The following is an 18,267-nucleotide window of genomic DNA, read 5'->3' as shown; positions in this document are numbered from 1 at the left end:
AAAGCTTGCGCCATCCAGGCAGCGACACTTGAAACGCGGCGCCGAATGACGGATCTCCTCGACAAAACTTCCCTCTTCCACGAAATTCCGGGCAATCCGCTACCGGAAAATGCGGCCGGTGGTTTCTTCACCACGCGCGACGGCAAGAAAATCCGCTATGGCCTCTTTGCCGCCGTTGCCCGCCCGATGAAGGGCACCGTGGTCGTCTTGACCGGCCGCAACGAGTGCATCGAAAAGTATTTCGAGACCATCCGCAACCTCGCCGACCGCGGCTTTGGCGTCGCCACCTTTGACTGGCGCGGCCAGGGCGGTTCCGACCGGCTGATCAGCGATCGCGAGCGTGGCTATGTCCGCAGTTTCTTCGACTACACCGGCGATCTGGAACAGTTCTTCGAGGAGATCGTGCTGCCCGACTGCCGGGGGCCGTATTACATACTGGCCCATTCGGCCGGGGCGGTGATCACGCTGCTTGCCGGGCCGTCGATGGTGAACCGCGTGCGGCGCATGGTGCTGATCGCGCCCTTCCTGGCGGTGCCCGACCTGCCGGTCTCGACAACCACCGTTCGCCGCCTCTGCTCGCTGTTCTGTCTGCTGGGCCTTGGCAAGCTTTACGCCGCCTGGGGTCCGCGGCCCAGAAAAACCATACCCTTTGCCGTCAACAAGGTGACATCGGATCCCGAGCGGTATCGGCGCAACACGCTGCTCTACGAAACCTACCCGCAGCTGGCGCTCGGCGGCCCGACGATCCGCTGGCTGAAAGCGGCGGCGCAGGCCTCCGAGGTCATCAGCGATCCCGACTTCATGGCCAGGATCCGGGTTCCCTTGCTGGTGGTCGCCGCCGGCGCCGACCAGGTCGTCTCGACGAAAGCGGTGGAAACCTACACCAGACGCCTGCGTCTCGGTTCGCTGCTGGTGATCGATGGTGCGCGCCATGAAATATTGCAGGAGACCGACTTCTATCGCGAGCAGTTCTTTGCCGCCTTCGATGCCTTCATCCCGGGAAGCGACGACAACGCCTGATTGAGTGCCGTGCTCCTCCGGACGCGCAAAAGACCGCTCCAAATCATTGAAATCCATGACTTGGCTTGAAAGAATGACTTGGCTTGAAAAAATGCTTTCCAGGTCGATCGTCGGCCTACACTTGCCGGGCGAAATCCATGATCCAATTGGTCTCCCAGGCCTTGCCGCCATCCGCTGAAAAAGCCTGCTCCCAGCGCGCCGATTTTTCAGTGATCCGCGACCACAGGAAGCGAACCTGGATATCGCGTCCGTCAAAAACGTCTTCACACAGGAATGTGCCGACGCCTGCTTCGAAGGCGCCGCGCATCGGAATATCGATGGTCGCCGGGTTGCGGCCGTCGATCCACCAGATCGACCATTGTCTCGTCGCCGGATCGAAGGTCCGCAGCGTGGCGGCGCGATAGGCGCCGCCGGGCAATTCAATCACATTGTCATCGACATTGCCGAGCCCGCCAAGGATCGGGCGCGCCTCGCATGTCCCGCCAAACACGTCCCAGTTCGTGTCGCCTTGCAGGCGCTCCTGCAACCTTCGATGGTTGACGTTCCAGCGTCCGAAGAAGAAATCGAAATCGGCCCGCCCATCTCCCAGGGCATTTTCTGCCGGCGCATTTTCTGCTGGAGCATCTTCGGAACGGCTGGTCGTTGACTGCGTCGGCATGAGGCTCCCTTTCCCGTGACATTGTCTCCATAGCCGAGAGCTGCTGACACCCTGCCGTCAGGAACATGGGGTATCGTCGCCGTGGGCACTTCAGTCCGTAATGGCCAGCTGCCCCAGCCGGTTCAGCCACGCAACGCCGCCATCGCGGCGGCATGAAGCTCCGGCGTCGCCGCAGCCAGGATGTCGCCGCCCCTTTCCGCCGGCCCGCCCTCGAAGGTGGTGACGACGCCGCCGGCCTTCTCGATGATCGGGATCAGCGCGACGACATCGTAGGGTTTCAGACCGGGGTCGGCGACGATGTCGACGCTTCCCGCCGCGACCATGGCGAAGGCATAGCAGTCGGTGCCGTAGCGGGCGAGTTGGACCTGCCGCTCGAACAGGTCGTAGCGCAGGCGCGCGTCTCCCTTGAACAGTGCCGGCGTGGTGGTGAACAGCGTCGCCTCGGCGAGGCTTGTCGTCTTGCGTGTGGTCAGCCGTCGCGGTCCGCCCGGGCCTTCATAATGGGCGCCGGACGCGTTGGCGTAGAAAAGCTCGCCGGTGAAGGGCTGCGACATCATGCCGGCGACGGCATCGCCGTCGACCGTCAGCCCGACCAAGGTTCCCCACACCGGCAGGCCGGAAATGAAGGCACGGGTGCCGTCGATCGGATCGATCACCCAGACATGCCTGCTGGACATGTTCTCGCTGCCATGCTCCTCGCCGAGGATGCCGTGATCGGGATATTCCGCTGAAATAAGCGCCCGGATGACCCGCTCGGCCTCGCGGTCGGCCTCGGTGACCGGGTCGAAGCTGCCTTGCTCCTTGTTGGCGACTGCGCCCTGGCTGCGGAAGCGCGGCAAGGTTTCGGCTGCGGCGGCATCCGCAATGCGCCGCATGAAATCGATGCTGATGTCCAACTGATTCTCCCGCGTAATGCATGTCGCGCAAAAGTGTGCAGCGGTTTTGCGATAACGACATGCATAAAACAACAACCTAAAGCGCGTCGTCCGGTCAAACGCGAGGCGCTTTAGCGTGCTGGAACCATCGTCTGCCTGTGGATTTCCGCCAAAACAAGGGCGTGCGGGACTTTTGCGCATCGACGACTGTTGCTCGAATGCAACGCTGGCGCCCTCGAAACGCAGTTTCCACATCATAGTGAATTAAAAACGCCGCTCGGCGGCTTGACATTTGTGCATCGCACAATAGATTTGTTCTCGGACAGGTTCTCCTGTCCATGCCCTCCTTGGGCGTTTCCTCCCTAGACTTCGACCGTGTCGTGCAAACGATGCGGTCTTTTTTTCGGCGCGGCACTCAGCCGATTGCGCGTCCCGACCCGCACGCCGATGCCTTTATCCGGCGCAAGATCTCGTTTCGTTTTTCGGCAATCATTCGGCGGCAAGCGGCAGGTCGATAAAATTGTGGTCGGGCATTGCCATCAGGTCGGCCGAGAATTGCGCCAGATCGTCGGCGAGCGCATCGAAGCCGGCGGATTTCTGGAACGTCCGCTCGTCCATGTAGAGCCCGCGATTGACCTCGATCTGCAGCGCATGGAGATGGCGCACGGGGCGGCCATAGTGCTCGGTGATGAAGCCTCCGGCGTAGGGCTTGTTATGGGCGACGGTATAGCCCATGCCGATGAGCAGGCCGATCGCCGTCTCGGTCAACGCTGCCGCAGCGGACATGCCGAAACGGTCGCCGACGATGAAGTCGGGCCTGACACCGCTGTCGCCGACCCTGATGCTCGCCGGCATCGAATGGCAATCGATCAGCACGGCAAAGCCGAACCGCGCATGGGTCCTGGTTAAAAGCCGTTTCAGCGTCTCGTGATAAGGCTTGTAGACGGCCTCGATACGCGCGACGGCTTCCGCCAGCGGCAAGCGGCCGGCATAGATGTCGAGCCCTTCTCCCACCAGCTTGGGCACGGTGCCAAGCCCGCCGGCGACGCGCGCCGAACGGATGTTGCAGAACGACGGCACCGGTTCGGCGAACATGCGCGGATCGAGTTCCCACGGCTCCCGGTTGACGTCGAGATAGGCGCGCGGGAAGTTTGCCGCCAGCATCGGCGCGCCGAGCGCAACGGCGCCACCGAACAATTCGTCGACATAGCAATCTTCGGAGCGGCGGATGGCGTTTCGGTCCAGCCTTGCCATGGCCAGGAACCGGTCCGGATAGTGACGGCCGCTATGCGGCGAGTTGAAGAGGAAGGGAACACGCTGTTCGGCGCCCGACCGGATTTCGAAGGGGGGAACGACCGAAAAATCCTCGGCTGCCGTTTTCAATTTGAACGAACCCGGAAACACCAATGCATCATGGTTGGAAAGGTGCCACCTCCCCGGCCGCATGTCCAGCGTTTCGGCGTCCAGACCGCTTTGTCAAAGCCGGATCGGGCCTTTATCGTTCACTTGATGTTTACCCTCACCTCCTCATATACAGGATGGTTAACGGGCTGCCCTACGGCAGTCTCGGGCGGGTGATTCGGACGGGATAAGATGGCACGCATTCTACTGGCGGAAGACGACGATGACATGCGCCGGTTCCTCGTCAAGGCGCTGGAGCGTGCCGGCTACCAGGTCAGCGATTTCGACAATGGCGCCAGCGCCTATGAGCGGCTGCGCGAAGAGCCTTTCTCGCTGCTCTTGACCGACATCGTCATGCCGGAGATGGACGGCATAGAACTCGCTAGACGCGCCACCGAGATCGATCCCGACCTCAAGGTCATGTTCATCACCGGCTTCGCCGCCGTTGCGCTCAATCCGGATTCCAAGGCGCCGAAAGACGCCAAGGTGCTGTCGAAGCCGTTCCATCTGCGTGACCTCGTCAACGAGGTCGAAAAGATGCTGCAGGCAGCCTGACACGTTTTCCGCCGTCGGCTTCCGGCGCGCCTTCGACGGTGCGGCAAGACGAAGCTTTTCTTTCCCTTTTCCTGCTATTGACGCGCCGTGGCAAAAATGGTGTATGCGCGGCTTCGGATGGGCGTGTAGCTCAGCGGGAGAGCACTGCATTGACATTGCAGGGGTCACAGGTTCAATCCCTGTCACGCCCACCATCCTAAGCCCTGGCTCCCCTTAAAATCAGGAACGCGGCACCTCCTGAAGACCGCTTGAAATTCGCTGCTGGTCACACTCTGGTCACGGCATGGTTCCGTCATGGCTACAATTCGCAAACATCGGGACAATACCAGATTCAGATTCGCAGAAGGGATTCCCCGCCCGTATCCTGTTCATTCCACAAGTTGGCCAACGCCAAGGAATGGGCGAGACACATGGAGACGCAAGCTGACCGGCACGAACTCGCGCCGAGCTGCAAAGAACTCAGACGGTTCACCCTGGACCTCGTTCGACGCTACCGGAACGTGTCCAGTGTCTTACGCAACCTGAACAGCTGAGCTGAGAGGACCCTACGGGCGGCAGCGTCTGAACAACTGCTTATCTTGTCCGTTAGCGAAGTGGCCCTTTGCACCATCCACGCAGGTGGGGGCACTCTTGCGAGAAGTTTCTGGCCACGAGCCTTTTTCACGCCGCTAACACGACATCGCCGGGAAACAGTGCACGCGCGCGGTTGAACCGATCTCCCTGTGGAGGGTCATTTCTTCTTCGCCCGCAACCCAAGTGCCGTGAAGCCTTCCGCCACTTCCGGCTTGATGGACCAGCGGTTGTCGGCTGAGAGATTGGCAAGGATACCGCAGTAGAAGTTTGCGTCGCGGACTACCGCCGGCTCAGCAGGCCACAGACGCGTTTCCCGCTTCTTGCACATCTCTCCAAAGTGCATGTGCCAAGTCTGCCCACCCCATCCCAAGGCACTACTCAGGCCCGTAGACGTTTCGCCAGGACGGTCGAGCAGCACCTGGACGATGTTGCGCTCGTTTTCAGTCATGGACGAAAACGCTTCGACCACCCGCTTCGCGACCGGCAGGTTCGACACGCGATCGGAGAGCGCAGCCGCTTCTCTTGCCTCCTGAGCGTCCAGTTCCTCAATCACCCGACGAGCGTCTGCGCCCATATGCGCATCGTCGCGCTTCCTTTCCGCATTGCTCCGCGTTTCAGCGCGACGTTTGGCGTCCATGCCGTGGATCGATGCAATGATCTTGTCGAGGCTCATGCGGGCTCCAGCTCTACGCTCGCGATTTCACGGACATCGATCTTGCCTGTGAAGAGCAGAATTACCTTGCCGTAGTCGGCTTGCTTGTAGTCCCCCCTGAGAAGGTCCGCGACGGACCAGATGAACGACGAAAGCTGCTGCTGGTTCAAACTCGCCATTCCCCCAAAATCACCTGTGGCCGGAAACTAAAGACCAGAGGCAAACAAATGGCAACGATTGGGTAGTGCTTCAGCTTGAAATTTGATGCCTCGCCTGTCGCGATCCGACACATCTTCCTCTACGCTTCGCGGCAAGGGAGGGTCCCAGTTCGGTTCCGCATAAAATCAACGCTTCATTACGCAGCATCGTCCGCAGCCGGTGTGCAACAAATGCATCGCGGTCGGCGTTGGCCTATCCAACGACCCGGCGCAAGTGACCGGCGCTCCGGCGACCACCAACGACTTTGTCCAGGAGTACGGCATCTGCTCGATTTGCAAGAACAGCAAGAAGGTGATTCGACGTGCCTAAAGGTCCTATGGCCAAAAGCGACCCGCCGAAGTGATTGGCATGCCGTGAAGGTCATAGCAGCCGACGATATGCAGGACGACAGAACGAATGCCGTTGTGGGACGGCGTCCAACACGGGAGGCCCGGATGGCAGCAATCAGCGCCGATTGAGGCTCAAGCCGCGCCGAGGCGGAGGTCGCCTGTCTCGATATGCTGGAGAAACCAGGCATAGGTCTGCTCCAATCCGCTCTCAAGCGAGTAGCGCGGGCGCCAGCCCGTGGCAAACAGGCGCGACACGTCCATCAGCTTGCGCGGCGTGCCGTCCGGCTTCGTCGCATCGAATGTGAGCGCCGCCTCGGCGCCGACGACGGCGAGCATGGTGCGGGCCAGTTCGGCAATGGTGATGTCTTCGCCCGAGCCGACATTGACGTGGCTGTCGCCGGCATAGTTTTTCAGCAGCCAGACCAGAGCGTCGGCGGCGTCGTCGACATGCAGGAACTCGCGCATCGGCGTGCCCGATCCCCAGACCTCCAGGGTTTTGTCGCCGGCGCGCTTGGCCTTGTGCGCCTTGCGCATCAGGGCTGGTACGACATGGCTGGTGGAGAGGTCGAAATTGTCGCCGGGGCCATAGAGGTTGGTCGGCATCGCCGAGATGTACTCGACACCGTATTGGCGCCGATAGGCCTGGCACAGTTTCAGCCCAGCGATCTTGGCGATCGCGTACCATTCGTTGGTCGGTTCGAGCGGACCGGTCAGCAAGGCATCCTCGGCGATCGGCTGCGCCGCAAACTTCGGATAGATACAGGACGAACCGAGAAACAGCAATTTCTGCACTTCGTTGCGGAAGGCGCTCTCGATGACATTGGTCTGCATGATGAGATTGTCCTGCAGAAAATCGACCGGCAACCTGTTGTTTGCCAGGATACCGCCGACCTTGGCCGCCGCCATCACCACCGCATCCGGCCTGTGGTCTGCCATCCAGCGCCGCACGCCGGCCTGGTCCATCAGGTCGAGTTCATCGCGCGATGCGGTCAGGACCTCGCAGTCCTCGTCCGCCAGCCTGCGCAATATGGCCGAGCCGACCATGCCGCGATGCCCGGCCACGAAAACGCGCTTGCCCCTTAGGTCGAAATCCATTGGCGTATCCCTATGCAGAACGGCCGCTATGACCATCTTGCGTCGGCGTGCCGGATGGTCCTGCGTCGGACGCATAGCGCATACAGATTTGCCGAGACAAGCCAAATCGGAGATTCGGGCGAGCTCTTCTTGTGGTATGGCGGTCAGACACCCGCCACGGCGCACAGGCTCTTCATTCTGGCGACGGCAAGCTCCGGGTCGGCCAGCAATCCGGCCTGGTCGGCGAGGCGGAACACATCGGCATAGTGGCAAATGCCGCGTGCCGACTGCATGCCGCCGACCATCGAAAAATGGTCCTGGTGGCCGTTCAGCCACGCCAGCAAGACGATACCGGCCTTGTAGTATTCGGTTGGCGCCTCGAAGATTTTCCGTGACAGGGGTACCGTCGGCGCGATCAGCGCGTCATAGCCGGCGCGATCGTCGTCGGTCAGCCTCGCCAGCGCGGCATTGGCGACCGGCGCGATAGCGTCGAAAATCCCGAGCAGCGCATGCGAGTGTCTTTCGCCATCGCCGGCGATCAGCTCGGGATAGTTGAAATCGTCGCCGGTGAACATGACCACCCCTTCCGGCAGCCGGTTGCGCAGGGCAACCTCTTTGCCGGCATCGAGCAGCGATATCTTGATCCCCTCGACCTTGCCGGCGTGGCGTTCGATGATGGCGACGACCGTGTCGAGGGCAGTGTCGAAATCATGGCTGCCCCAATAATTCTTCAGCGCCGGATCGAACATGTCGCCCAGCCAGTGCAGGATGACCTTGCCGGAGGCTTGGCGAAGGATGCGGTCATAGACGCTGGCATAGTCTTCGGGACCCTTGGCGACAGCCGCCAGCGCGCGGCTGGCCATCATGATCGCCTTGCCGCCGAGACCTTCGATGAAACCGAACTGCTCCTCATAGGCCGCGATGACATCGTCGATCGTCCTGGCGGCGCCTGGCGCCAGATGGTCTGTTCCGGCGCCTGAGGCGAGGTCGGCGCCCTCGACGGTTCGCGCCTCGGCGATCGAGCGGCGGACCAATTCCCTGGCGTTTGCCCAGTCGAAACCCATGCCGCGCTGCGCGGTATCCATCGCCTCGGCGATGCGGAAGCCGAGCCGCCACAGATGATGGCGGAACGCCATCGTGCGCTCCCAGTCGACCGCAGGATGAGCCCACGGATCGGTCATCGCGAGGGGATCGGCAACGACATGGGCGGCGGCATAGGCGATGCGCGAAAACCGCGCGCCGATCACCGGTTGTGCCGGCTGGCCGACAAGGCGGTAGCGAGTGCTGCGACCGCCCTCCCCGGGCAAGGCAATGTCCATCGATCTCTCCCTTGGTCGCGCTATTAAATGGAACGTTCCAACAAATCAAGGACCTTTGTGGATTCTCGATCCATACCCCAGAATGCTGCATCGCAGCAGCGAAGAAAGCCGCTTAAGAGCGGCATTTAAGGGCCGATTGTCAGAATTTTCGAATTCGGGAAAAATCCTGATTGACTCAAATCCGGCCCAGAATTAGAACGTTCCAATAAATTCGGCCAGAAAACAGCGGAGGACGTATCTGAATGGCCAGCAGGCCCAAGGCGACGATACTCGACATTGCCCGTGAGGCGGGCGTGTCCAAGTCGACGGTGTCGCTGGTGCTGCAGGGCAGCGGCCTGATCCGGCCTGAGACTGCGCTGAAGGTTCGCAAGGCGATCGAGGATGTTGGCTATGTCTACAACCGCGGCGCCGCCAATCTGCGCAAGGCCCATTCCAACGTCATCGGCATGGTCATCAACGACCTTACCAACCCGTTTTTCGCCGAAATGGCGGTCGGCATGGAGCGTGTGTTCCAGTCGGCTGATATCGTGCCGTTCATCGCCAACACGGCGGAAAACCCGGTGCGCCAGGAAGAGGTGCTGAAATCGCTGATGGAGCAAGGTGTCGCCGGGCTGATCGTGTCGCCGGCGCGCGGCACGACCCCTGGTGCTTTCCGTCGCATCGAGATGGCGGGCCTTCCGATCGTCTTCACCATGCGCCGGCTTCCTGAAAGCCGCATCCCGGTGATAGCGCCCGACAATCATCGCGGCGCCTGGCTCGCCACCGCCCATCTGATCGGCAAAGGGCATCGCCGGCTGGCCTTCTTCGGCGGCTCATCGGATCTGGTGGTCTATCACGAGCGGCTGGGCGGTTTTCGCGAGGCCTGCGAGGGGCTCGGCATCGCCAAACGCGACACGCTCGTCGTCGAAGGCGAAACCAGCCGCAAGGGCGGCATTGCCTGCCTGGAGACGGCCCTCGCCATGGCCGAGCCGCCGAGCGCGGCGCTGTGTTTTAACGATGCGGTCGCCTTCGGCGTCATGCTGGCGCTGCGCAAGCGGGGACTCGAGCCCGGCGCGGATTTCGCAGTTGTCGGCTTCGACGACGTGATCGAAGCCCAGCACTACATGCCGGCGCTGACCAGTGTCGCGGTGGATTCGGCAGGCCTCGGCGAGCGCGCCGCCCATGTCATGCTGAAGATGATCCAGTCGCGCACCACCCGCGCCGAGGATCATATCGGCGCCGTCAACCTCGTCGTCAGGGACAGTTGCGGTCCTGATCGCCGTGCCGGAATGGGAGACGCGGCATGACCGTCAGATGGGGACTGATCGGCGCAAGCACGATCGCCAGGCAATTCGTGATCAACGCCATCCGCGCGCAACCGAACAGCGAGATCGCGGCGGTGATGAGTTCCAGCCCGGAGCGCGCCGCTGCCTATGCCAAGGAGAACGGCATTGCGCTCGCCGTCTCGACGCTCGATGCATTGCTCGGCTCCGGCATCGACGCCGTCTACATCTCGACCACCAACGAACTGCATCTCGAACAGGCATTAGCCGCCATCAGAGCGGGAAAACATGTGCTGTGCGAAAAGCCGCTGGCGCTGACCAGCGCCGATGCGCGGAAGATGGTCGCCGCCGCCAAGGCGGCCGGTCTCGTGCTCGGCACCAACCATCATCTGCGCAATGCCGGCTCGCACCGGGCGATGCGCGAAGCCATTGCCGGCGGCCGCATCGGCAAGCCGATTGCCGCGCGCGTCTTCCACTCGGTCTATCTGCCTGAGAACCTGCAGGGCTGGCGCATCACCAGGCCGGAAGCCGGTGGCGGCGTGGTGCTCGATATCACCGTGCACGATGCCGACACGCTGCGCTTCGTGCTTGGCGACGATCCGCTCGAAGTTTCGGCGTTCACCCAGGCCGCAGGCATGGCCAGCGGCGGGCTGGAAGACGGCGCCATGTGCATCTGGCGCTTCAGATCGGGCATCATCGCCCAGTCACATGAAGGCTTCACCACCAAATTCGCCGGCACCGGCTTCGAGGTGCATGGCAGCGAAGGCTCTCTGATCGCGAAAGATGTGATGACGCAGAAGCCGATCGGCTCTGTGCTGCTGCGCACGGCAAAGGGCGAGGAGGAATTGAGCTTCGACCGCGAAGATCTCTATGTCCGTTCCCTGCGCCAGTTCCACGCGGCGATCGGTGGCGAAGGCCAGCCGTCGGCCACCGGCGAGGACGGCGTCTGGTCGCTGACATCAGCCGAAGCCGCGTTGCAATCCGCGAAGTCCGGAAAATCGGTCGCGATCGATCCGAATCCCCTATCGATCCAAAAATAAGGGGCGCAGCGTGAGCAAACTCGTCTCCGCAGCGCAAGCCGCCAGCCTGATCATGGACGGCATGGTCGTTTCGGTGTCGTCGTCGAGCGGTCTCGGCTGCCCGGATGCGGTGCTCGCCGCGATCGGCGAGCGCTTCGACGCGGAAGGCCATCCGAAGAACATCACAACGCTGCACCCGATCGCCGCCGGCGACATGTACGGCATCAGGGGTATCGACCATCTGGCCAAGCCCGGCCTGTTGAAGCGCACGCTGTGCGGCTCCTATCCGTCCGGCCCTTCATCCTCTGAACCGCCGCAGATCTGGAAGATGATCGGTGACAATTCGGTCGCCGCCTACAACGTGCCCTCAGGCATCCTGTTCGACATGCATCGCGAGGCCGCTGCCAAGCGCCCCGGCGTGCTGACCAAGGTCGGCCTCGACACCTTCGCCGACCCGCGTCATCAGGGCTGCGCCATGAATGCGGCGGCCAGCGAGCCGATCGTTTCGGTGCAGCAGTTCGACGGCGAGGAATGGCTCTATTTCCGCTCGATCGTGCCTGATGTCTCCATCATCCGCGCCACCACCGCCGACGAGCGCGGCAACCTCACCTACGAGCACGAGGGCGCCTATCTCGGCGGGCTGGAGCAGGCGCTCGCCGCCCGCAACAATGGCGGCATCGTCATCGCGCAGGTCAAGCGCGTCGTCGAGAACGGCACGCTGAAGCCGCATGACGTGCGCGTGCCCGGTGTGCTGGTCGACCATATCGTGGCGGCGCCCGACCAGCTGCAGACGACGCTGACACCCTACGACCCGGCAATCTCCGGTGAGATCTTCCGGCCGCTGTCGACTTTCCGCAACGCCGAGATGAGCGTCCAGAAGGTCATCGCGCGCCGCGTCGCCATGGAGCTTGCCGACGGCATGGCCGTCAATATCGGTTTCGGCATCTCGGCCAACGTGCCGCGCATCCTTATCGAGGAAGGCCAGCATGGCAAGGTCACCTGGGTGATCGAACAGGGCGCGGTCGGCGGCGTGCCGCTGCTCGACTTCAAGTTCGGCTGCTCGTCGAACGCCGACGCGTTCATGCCTTCGCCACACCAGTTCATCTATTTCCAGGGCGGCGGTTTCGACGCCTCGCTGCTGTCCTTCCTGCAGATCGACCGCCACGGCTCGGTCAACGTGTCGAAGCTTTCGGCCAGACCGCATGTCACCGCCGGCGCCGGCGGTTTTGTCGACATCACCGCGCGGGCCAAGAAGATCGTCTTTTCCGGTTTCTTCAATGCCGGCGCCAAACTGTCGCTGGCCGATGGCGGCATCCGTATCGACGGGGAAGGCAAGGTCAAGAAGGTGGTCGGCGAGGTCGAGCACATCTCCTTCTCCGGCAAGCGCGCAGTCGCGCAAGGACAGGACATCACCTATGTCACCGAGCGCTGCGTCATGAGGCTGACGCCTGCAGGGCTGATGGTGACGGAGCTGGCACCCGGCATCAACCTCGAGCGCGATGTGCTGGCGCAGGCCGAGTTCCCGCTCGCCGTCGCTAACGACCTGAAGGTCACGCCGGACGCGCTCTATCGTGACCGGCCGATCGGACTGTCGCTCAATGGCGGCGCCTCGCTTGGAGGCGCGCATGGCTGAGCGTCTCGTCAGCTTTGAAACCGACGGCGACCTCGGCATCGTCACGCTGCGCCGGCCGGAGAAATTCAACGCGATCGACATCCCGATGCTGCGCGCGCTGGAAGCCGCGCTCGATACGGCGGAAGCTGCGGACAGCGTTCGTGTCGTGCTGCTGTGCGGCGAAGGCAAGGGCTTTTGCGCCGGCGGCGACGTCGAAGCCTGGTCGCAAATGAGCGCCGCCGATTTCCAGGTGCAATGGGTTCGCTACGGCCACCGCGTCTTCGATCGGCTGGCGCGGTTGCGGCAGCCGACGATCGCCGTTCTGTCCGGCCATGCACTGGGTGGCGGGCTGGAACTGGCGGCGGCTACAGACTTCCGCGTCGCCGAGGCGCAGGTCAAATTGGGTTTTCCGGAAACCTCGATCGGCGTGGTGCCCGGCTGGTCCGGCACGCAGCGCGCGGTGCGCCGCTTCGGCGCCCAGACGGTGCGGCGCATGGCGCTTGGCGGAGAACTGTTCGTGGCTGCCGAAGCACTCGCTCTGGGCATCGTCGACCGGGTGGTCGAAACGGGCAACGCATTCACCGAGGCCAGGGCCTGGGCCGGCAAGATCGCCGAGCGCGGCCCGCTGGCAACCGAAGCCGCCAAGCTGATGATCGCGATCGCCGAAGGCGAGGACAGTGCCGCCGCAACCGAGGCGCTGGCCAGCGGCTTCATCACGCTGACCGGCGATCTCAAGGCCGGTGTCGACGCTTTCAAGGCCAAGCAGAAACCAGCGTTTTCAAGATCATGAGAATGCGAGCGGAACCTCACATGAACTTGCCCCTCACCATCGCCATGCCCGCCGAGGCATCCGCGGCACCGAAGACCTACCGGCTGCTGATCGACGGCAAGTTCGTCGATGCCCGCGACGGCCGCACGCTGGAGCGCAACAGCCCCGGCCACGGCTTCACCGTTTCGCGCTATGCGCAAGCCGGCGCGGCGGAAGTCGAGGCGGCGGTGACCGCCGCGCACAAGGCTTTCGAGACCGGCCCCTGGCCGGGGATGAAGGCCGGCGAGCGCGCCGCGATCCTGCTCAAGGCGGCAGACCTGATCGAGGCGCGGCTCGAGGAGATTGCCCGGCTCGACGCGCTGGAATCCGGCAAGCCGATCGCCCAGGCGCGGGGCGAGATCGGCGGCGCCGTCGACATCTGGCGCTATGCCGCAGCACTTGCCCGCACGCTGCATGGCGAAACCTACGCCAACCTCGGCGATGCCATGCTGGGCGTCGTGCTGCGTGAACCGATCGGCGTCGTCTCGATCATCACGCCGTGGAATTTTCCGTTTCTCATCGTCAGCCAGAAACTGCCGTTCGCGCTCGGCGCCGGCTGCACGGCGGTGGTCAAGCCGAGCGAGATGACCTCGGCCTCGACCTTCGTGCTCGGCGACATCCTGATGCAGGCCGGCTTGCCGGATGGCGTCGTCAACATCCTCGCCGGCCTGGGCGCCGATGTCGGCGCGCCGATGGTCGCCCACCCGCTGGTCGAGATGGTGTCGTTCACCGGCTCCACCCGGGTCGGCAAGATGACCATGGCGTCGGCTGCGAACGCGCTGAAGAAGGTCTCGATGGAACTCGGCGGCAAGAACGGCCAGATTGTCTTTCCAGACGCCGACCTCGAAGCCGCCGCCGACGCGGCGGTGTTTGGCGGCTTTTTCAACGCCGGCGAATGCTGCAACGCCGGCAGCCGGCTGATCGTCCACGAGGCGATCGCCGACGACTTCCTCGGCGCGGTGAAGGCGCTGACCGCCAGGGTCACCGTCGGCGATCCGCTCGACGACAGTACCAAGGTCGGCGCGATGATCTCTTCCGAGCACCTTTCCAAGGTCACCGGCTACGTGGCGGAGGCGGCAAACGACGGCAGCAGCGTCTATAGCGGCGGCAAGCAGATCGCCTCCAATGCCGGTCAGTATCTCGACCCGACTATCCTTCGCGGCGTCACCGAAGACATGGCCATTGCACGTGAAGAAGTGTTCGGCCCGGTGCTCTCGGTGCTGACGTTTGAATCGATTGAAGAGGCGTTGCGCATCGCCAACAACACGCCCTATGGTCTATCGGCGGGTGTGTGGAGCGCCAGCATCGACACCTGCATGTCGGTGGCGCGGAGTGTGCGTTCGGGAACCGTTTGGGTGAACACGTTCATGGAAGGTTATCCCGAGCTGCCTTTCGGAGGCTACAAGCAATCCGGTCTCGGACGCGAACTCGGCAAGCGCGCCGTCGAGGATTATACCGAGGAAAAGACAATCCAGTTTCATCGCGGCCAGCGCACCGGATGGTGGGTCGGCTGAGCTGTGAAGAACCCGGCGGACAGCCGCCGGTCGTGTAGCTGCAACAAGGGAGGAAGTACATGTTGCGCAAATTGCTTATCGGAACGGCTCTCGGCTCGGGTCTTGCGTTCGCGGCCCATGCCCAGGACGTCAAGGAAGTCGAGATGCTGCATTGGTGGACGTCTGGCGGCGAAGCGGCTGCCTTGAACGTGCTCAAGGAGGATCTGGCCAAGCAAGGCTTTGCCTGGAAGGACGTGCCCGTGGCCGGCGGCGGCGGCGACGCCGCCATGACCGCGCTGAAGGCGATGGTTGCGGCGGGCAACTACCCGACCGCCTCGCAGATGCTCGGCTATACCGTGCTCGATTACGCCGCGGCCGGCGTGATGGGCGACCTGACCGAGACGGCGGTAAAGGAAGGCTGGGACAAATCCGTGCCGGCCGCCCTGCAGAAATTCTCGGTCTATGACGGCAAGTGGGTCGCGGCTCCGGTCAACGTCCACTCGGTCAACTGGCTGTGGATCAACAAGGCGGTGATGGACAAGATCGGCGGCACCGAGCCCAAGACCTTCGACGAATTCATCGCGCTGCTCGACAAGGCCAAGGCGGCGGGCGTCATCCCGCTCGCGCTTGGCGGCCAGAACTGGCAGGAAGCCACCATGTTCGATTCTGTCGTGCTGTCGACCGGCGGACCTGAGTTCTACAAAAAGGCCTTCAACGACCTCGACGAGGAGCAGCTGAAATCCGACACGATGAAGAAGTCGTTCGACAACCTTGCCAAGCTCGTCACCTATGTCGACCCGAACTTCTCCGGCCGCGACTGGAACCTCGCCACCGCCATGGTCATCAAGGGCGATGCTCTGGTGCAGGTGATGGGCGACTGGGCCAAGGGCGAATTCAACGCCGCCAAGAAGACCCCGGACACCGACTTCCTGTGCTATCGCTTCCCGGGCACCGACGGCAGCGTGGTCTACAACTCCGACATGTTCGGCATGTTCGACGTTCCGGAGGACCGCAAGGCCGCCCAGGCCGCCTTGGCCACCGCAACTTTGTCGAAGAGCTTCCAGTCGGCCTTCAACGTCGTCAAGGGCTCGGTCCCGGCCCGCACCGACGTGCCCGACACCGATTTCGACGCTTGCGGCAAGAAGGGCATGGCCGACCTGAAGGCCGCCAACGAAGGCGGCACGCTGTTCGGTTCGCTGGCGCAGGGCTATGGCGCGCCGCCGGCCGTCGCCAATGCCTACAAGGACGTCGTCTCGAAATTCGTCCACGGCCAGATCAAGACCTCGGACGAGGCCGTGACCCAGTTGGTCAACGCAATCGAAGACGCCAAATAAGAACCAGGCATGAAAGGACCTTCCCCGCTCCGGTGGGGAAGGTTCCACCAAGCCAGGATGGTCGGCTTCTGGTCGGAATGGCGCCGGCGATCAACCAACACGCCCCGTCTCGACGGGGCTATCCTTCCCCGCCTGGCGGTGAAGGGACCCGCGAGGGAGGAGCCCATGACAACGGTCGCGACCCAGATCAAGCTGACGCCGGAGCATAATGCGCGCCCGGGCGCGTCGGTGCGTTCGCGCCTGCAGGACGCGCTGCCGAAGATCGTGCTGGCGCCAAGCTTTGCGATCACCATCGTCTTCGTCTACGGCTTCATCCTGTGGACGGTCTATCTGTCCTTCACCAACTCCAAGACCTTCCCGTCCTATGCGCTGACTGGGCCGCGTGCCTATCAGAGGCTATGGCGCTGGACCTTCGAGAGCGACCCGCCGTCGAGCTGGTACACGTCGATCACCAATATGGGCATTTTCGGCTTTCTCTACATCTTCATCTGCCTGGCGCTCGGCCTTTTCCTGGCGATCCTGCTCGACCAGAAGATCCGTGGCGAAGGCATGTTGCGGCCGATCTATCTCTACCCGATGGCACTGTCCTTCATCGTCACCGGCGTCGCCTGGAAATGGTTCCTCGATCCCGGCCTTGGCCTCGAGCAGACGCTGCATCAATGGGGCTGGACGAGCTTCCATTTCGACTGGATCAAGAACAAGGATTTCGTCATCTACACCGTGGTGATCGCCGGCGTCTGGCAGGCCTCGGGTTTCATCATGGCGATGTTCCTGGCCGGCCTGCGCGGCATCGACGGGGAGATCATGAAGGCGGCGCAGATCGACGGCGCAACCACGGTCCAGCTCTATCGCCGCATCGTCATCCCGCTGCTGCGGCCGGTGTTCCTTTCGGCCTTCATCGTGCTCGCCCACCTCGCCATCAAGTCCTACGACCTGGTCGTAGCACTGACCAGCGGCGGGCCGGGCGGCTCGGCCTGGCTGCCGTCGAACTTCATGTACGAGTACACTTTCAAGCGCAACGAAATGGCCGTCGGCTCGGCCAGCGCCGTGATCATGCTGATGACTATCACCGCGATCATCGTGCCCTATCTCTATTCCGAGCTCAGGGAGCGACCGCGATGAGCGTCATTGCCACGCCCACTCGCCAGAGCACTGGCGGCATCAGCGCCAGGACCGTCAACCGCATCGTCATCTACGGCCTGCTGGCGCTGTTCGCGCTGTTCTACCTGATGCCGCTGTTCGTCATGCTGGTGACCTCGTTCAAGACAATGGACGAGATCCAGAACGGCAACATGCTGGCGCTGCCGCAGGCGCCGACCTTCGAGCCGTGGCTGAAGGCGTGGGGCGAGACCTGCGTCGGCCTGACCTGCGCCGGCATCAAGGGCTATTTCTGGAATTCCATCAAGATGGTGGTTCCAGCGGTGCTGATCTCGACGCTGCTCGGCGCGCTCAACGGCTATGTGCTGACCAAATGGCGCTTCCGCGGCCACACGCTGGTTTTCGGGCTGATGCTGTTTGCCTGCTTCATTCCGTTCCAGTCGGTGCTGTTGCCGATGGCGACGATCCTCGGCAGCCTCGGCCGCTTCGGCGTGACGCTGCGAAACGCAACGGGATTTTCATTCGGCTTGGGCAATCCGACGGTCAATCTGGTCTTTGTCCACGTCGTCTACGGGCTTGGCTTCACCACTTTGTTCTTCCGCAATTATTACGAGGCGTTCCCGACCGAACTGGTCAAGGCGGCACAGGTCGACGGAGCCAGCTTCTTCCAGATTTTCCGGCGCATCATGCTGCCGAATTCGATGCCGATCTTCGTCGTCACCGTCATCTACCAGTTCACCAACATCTGGAACGATTTTCTGTTCGCCTCGGCCTATGCCGGCACCGGTGACGCGATGCCGATGACCGTAGCGCTGAACAACGTCGTCAACACCTCGACCGGTGTCGTCGAATACAACGTCAACATGGCGGCGGCGATGATCGCCGCACTGCCGACCCTTCTCGTCTATGTGGTCGCTGGCCGCTATTTCGTGCGCGGCCTGATGGCCGGCGCCGTCAAAGGATAAT

At 62.7% G+C, this 18,267-nt stretch carries 17 protein-coding genes and 1 tRNA gene; 11 read left to right on the top strand and 7 right to left on the bottom strand.

From position 1 onward, the window contains the following. Positions 1 to 45: 45 nt before the first annotated feature. Positions 46 to 1,020, top strand: coding sequence for an alpha/beta fold hydrolase (locus AC0L2A_RS16470; RefSeq protein ID WP_473609660.1), 975 nt, complete (start codon positions 46 to 48; stop codon positions 1,018 to 1,020). Positions 1,021 to 1,135: 115 nt separating this feature from the next. On the opposite strand, the gene AC0L2A_RS16465 is transcribed toward AC0L2A_RS16470, so the two are convergent. The 3 genes from AC0L2A_RS16465 to AC0L2A_RS16455 all read right to left on the bottom strand — a co-directional run bounded on the left by AC0L2A_RS16465 (position 1,136) and on the right by AC0L2A_RS16455 (position 3,999). After that, the gene (locus AC0L2A_RS16465) at positions 1,136 to 1,678 is read right to left on the bottom strand and encodes a DUF1579 domain-containing protein (protein ID WP_473609659.1); all 543 of its coding nucleotides are present in this window, start codon (positions 1,676 to 1,678) and stop codon (positions 1,136 to 1,138) included. Between the two features lie 122 nt (positions 1,679 to 1,800). Then, the gene (gene hisN / locus AC0L2A_RS16460) at positions 1,801 to 2,574 is read right to left on the bottom strand and encodes a histidinol-phosphatase (protein ID WP_473609657.1); all 774 of its coding nucleotides are present in this window, start codon (positions 2,572 to 2,574) and stop codon (positions 1,801 to 1,803) included. A gap of 468 nt (positions 2,575 to 3,042) precedes the next feature. Continuing rightward, on the bottom strand, positions 3,043 to 3,999 hold the full coding sequence (locus tag AC0L2A_RS16455) for an N-formylglutamate amidohydrolase (protein WP_473609656.1): 957 nt from the start codon (positions 3,997 to 3,999) through the stop codon (positions 3,043 to 3,045). 147 nt (positions 4,000 to 4,146) lie between these two features. On the opposite strand from AC0L2A_RS16455, the gene cpdR reads away from it, so the two are divergent. Then, positions 4,147 to 4,509, top strand: a complete 363-nt coding sequence (gene cpdR / locus AC0L2A_RS16450; protein ID WP_006199474.1) for a cell cycle two-component system response regulator CpdR — start codon at positions 4,147 to 4,149, stop codon at positions 4,507 to 4,509. Between the two features lie 119 nt (positions 4,510 to 4,628). Continuing rightward, a tRNA-Val gene (locus tag AC0L2A_RS16445) sits at positions 4,629 to 4,703 on the top strand. 536 nt (positions 4,704 to 5,239) lie between these two features. Here the strand turns inward: AC0L2A_RS16445 and AC0L2A_RS16440 are convergent. From AC0L2A_RS16440 to AC0L2A_RS16425, 4 genes are all read right to left on the bottom strand, one after another. Then, on the bottom strand, positions 5,240 to 5,755 hold the full coding sequence (locus tag AC0L2A_RS16440) for a hypothetical protein (RefSeq protein ID WP_473609654.1): 516 nt from the start codon (positions 5,753 to 5,755) through the stop codon (positions 5,240 to 5,242). After that, entirely contained in the window at positions 5,752 to 5,913 is a 162-nt protein-coding gene (locus tag AC0L2A_RS16435; RefSeq protein WP_473609653.1) for a type I restriction-modification system subunit M N-terminal domain-containing protein, read from the bottom strand. Before AC0L2A_RS16435 ends, AC0L2A_RS16440 begins: the two co-directional genes overlap by 4 nt. 501 nt (positions 5,914 to 6,414) lie before the next feature. Continuing rightward, positions 6,415 to 7,377 carry a GDP-L-fucose synthase gene (gene fcl, locus AC0L2A_RS16430; protein ID WP_473609652.1) on the bottom strand — a complete coding sequence of 321 codons (963 nt, stop codon included), beginning with the start codon at positions 7,375 to 7,377 and terminating at the stop codon, positions 6,415 to 6,417. 143 nt (positions 7,378 to 7,520) lie between these two features. Then, positions 7,521 to 8,675, bottom strand: a complete 1,155-nt coding sequence (locus AC0L2A_RS16425; RefSeq protein WP_473609650.1) for a dihydrodipicolinate synthase family protein — start codon at positions 8,673 to 8,675, stop codon at positions 7,521 to 7,523. Positions 8,676 to 8,917: 242 nt separating this feature from the next. On the opposite strand from AC0L2A_RS16425, the gene AC0L2A_RS16420 reads away from it, so the two are divergent. From AC0L2A_RS16420 to AC0L2A_RS16385, 8 genes are all read left to right on the top strand, one after another. After that, positions 8,918 to 9,961, top strand: a complete 1,044-nt coding sequence (locus tag AC0L2A_RS16420; protein ID WP_473491118.1) for a LacI family DNA-binding transcriptional regulator — start codon at positions 8,918 to 8,920, stop codon at positions 9,959 to 9,961. Next, positions 9,958 to 10,977, top strand: a complete 1,020-nt coding sequence (locus AC0L2A_RS16415; RefSeq protein ID WP_473609649.1) for a Gfo/Idh/MocA family protein — start codon at positions 9,958 to 9,960, stop codon at positions 10,975 to 10,977. Before AC0L2A_RS16420 ends, AC0L2A_RS16415 begins: the two co-directional genes overlap by 4 nt. Positions 10,978 to 10,987: 10 nt before the next feature. Then, entirely contained in the window at positions 10,988 to 12,589 is a 1,602-nt protein-coding gene (locus AC0L2A_RS16410; protein ID WP_473609648.1) for an acyl CoA:acetate/3-ketoacid CoA transferase, read from the top strand. After that, positions 12,582 to 13,358, top strand: coding sequence for an enoyl-CoA hydratase/isomerase family protein (locus tag AC0L2A_RS16405; RefSeq protein ID WP_473609646.1), 777 nt, complete (start codon positions 12,582 to 12,584; stop codon positions 13,356 to 13,358). The genes AC0L2A_RS16410 and AC0L2A_RS16405 overlap by 8 nt, the downstream gene beginning before the upstream one ends. A 20-nt stretch (positions 13,359 to 13,378) precedes the next feature. Further along, positions 13,379 to 14,890, top strand: coding sequence for an aldehyde dehydrogenase family protein (locus AC0L2A_RS16400; protein WP_473609645.1), 1,512 nt, complete (start codon positions 13,379 to 13,381; stop codon positions 14,888 to 14,890). Positions 14,891 to 14,949: 59 nt separating this feature from the next. After that, positions 14,950 to 16,203: an ABC transporter substrate-binding protein gene (locus tag AC0L2A_RS16395; protein ID WP_473609644.1), complete on the top strand. Its 1,254-nt coding sequence runs from the start codon at positions 14,950 to 14,952 to the stop codon at positions 16,201 to 16,203. 165 nt (positions 16,204 to 16,368) lie between these two features. Further along, positions 16,369 to 17,325 (top strand): carbohydrate ABC transporter permease, encoded by a 957-nt coding sequence (locus AC0L2A_RS16390; protein ID WP_091600425.1) that lies wholly within the window; start codon positions 16,369 to 16,371, stop codon positions 17,323 to 17,325. After that, positions 17,322 to 18,266, top strand: a complete 945-nt coding sequence (locus tag AC0L2A_RS16385; protein ID WP_091600410.1) for a carbohydrate ABC transporter permease — start codon at positions 17,322 to 17,324, stop codon at positions 18,264 to 18,266. The genes AC0L2A_RS16390 and AC0L2A_RS16385 overlap by 4 nt, the downstream gene beginning before the upstream one ends. The last annotated feature ends 1 nt before the right edge of the window (position 18,267 follow it).

The sequence above is a fragment of the Mesorhizobium sp. WSM4844 genome, assembly GCF_055811775.1.
Note: the sequence above shows the minus strand (reverse complement) of the source record. Positions and strands in the feature narration are given on the sequence as shown.

Coding starts and splice junctions, on each gene's coding strand:
- AC0L2A_RS16415 (WP_473609649.1), top strand. CDS start 9,958: ATGACCGTCAGATGGGGACTGATCGGCGCAAGCACGATCGCCAGGCAA.
- AC0L2A_RS16465 (WP_473609659.1), bottom strand. CDS start 1,678: ATGCCGACGCAGTCAACGACCAGCCGTTCCGAAGATGCTCCAGCAGAA.
- cpdR (WP_006199474.1), top strand. CDS start 4,147: ATGGCACGCATTCTACTGGCGGAAGACGACGATGACATGCGCCGGTTC.
- AC0L2A_RS16425 (WP_473609650.1), bottom strand. CDS start 8,675: ATGGACATTGCCTTGCCCGGGGAGGGCGGTCGCAGCACTCGCTACCGC.
- AC0L2A_RS16400 (WP_473609645.1), top strand. CDS start 13,379: ATGAACTTGCCCCTCACCATCGCCATGCCCGCCGAGGCATCCGCGGCA.
- AC0L2A_RS16390 (WP_091600425.1), top strand. CDS start 16,369: ATGACAACGGTCGCGACCCAGATCAAGCTGACGCCGGAGCATAATGCG.
- AC0L2A_RS16420 (WP_473491118.1), top strand. CDS start 8,918: ATGGCCAGCAGGCCCAAGGCGACGATACTCGACATTGCCCGTGAGGCG.
- AC0L2A_RS16440 (WP_473609654.1), bottom strand. CDS start 5,755: ATGAGCCTCGACAAGATCATTGCATCGATCCACGGCATGGACGCCAAA.
- AC0L2A_RS16395 (WP_473609644.1), top strand. CDS start 14,950: ATGTTGCGCAAATTGCTTATCGGAACGGCTCTCGGCTCGGGTCTTGCG.
- fcl (WP_473609652.1), bottom strand. CDS start 7,377: ATGGATTTCGACCTAAGGGGCAAGCGCGTTTTCGTGGCCGGGCATCGC.
- AC0L2A_RS16455 (WP_473609656.1), bottom strand. CDS start 3,999: ATGCGGCCGGGGAGGTGGCACCTTTCCAACCATGATGCATTGGTGTTT.
- AC0L2A_RS16435 (WP_473609653.1), bottom strand. CDS start 5,913: ATGGCGAGTTTGAACCAGCAGCAGCTTTCGTCGTTCATCTGGTCCGTC.
- AC0L2A_RS16385 (WP_091600410.1), top strand. CDS start 17,322: ATGAGCGTCATTGCCACGCCCACTCGCCAGAGCACTGGCGGCATCAGC.
- AC0L2A_RS16470 (WP_473609660.1), top strand. CDS start 46: ATGACGGATCTCCTCGACAAAACTTCCCTCTTCCACGAAATTCCGGGC.
- AC0L2A_RS16405 (WP_473609646.1), top strand. CDS start 12,582: ATGGCTGAGCGTCTCGTCAGCTTTGAAACCGACGGCGACCTCGGCATC.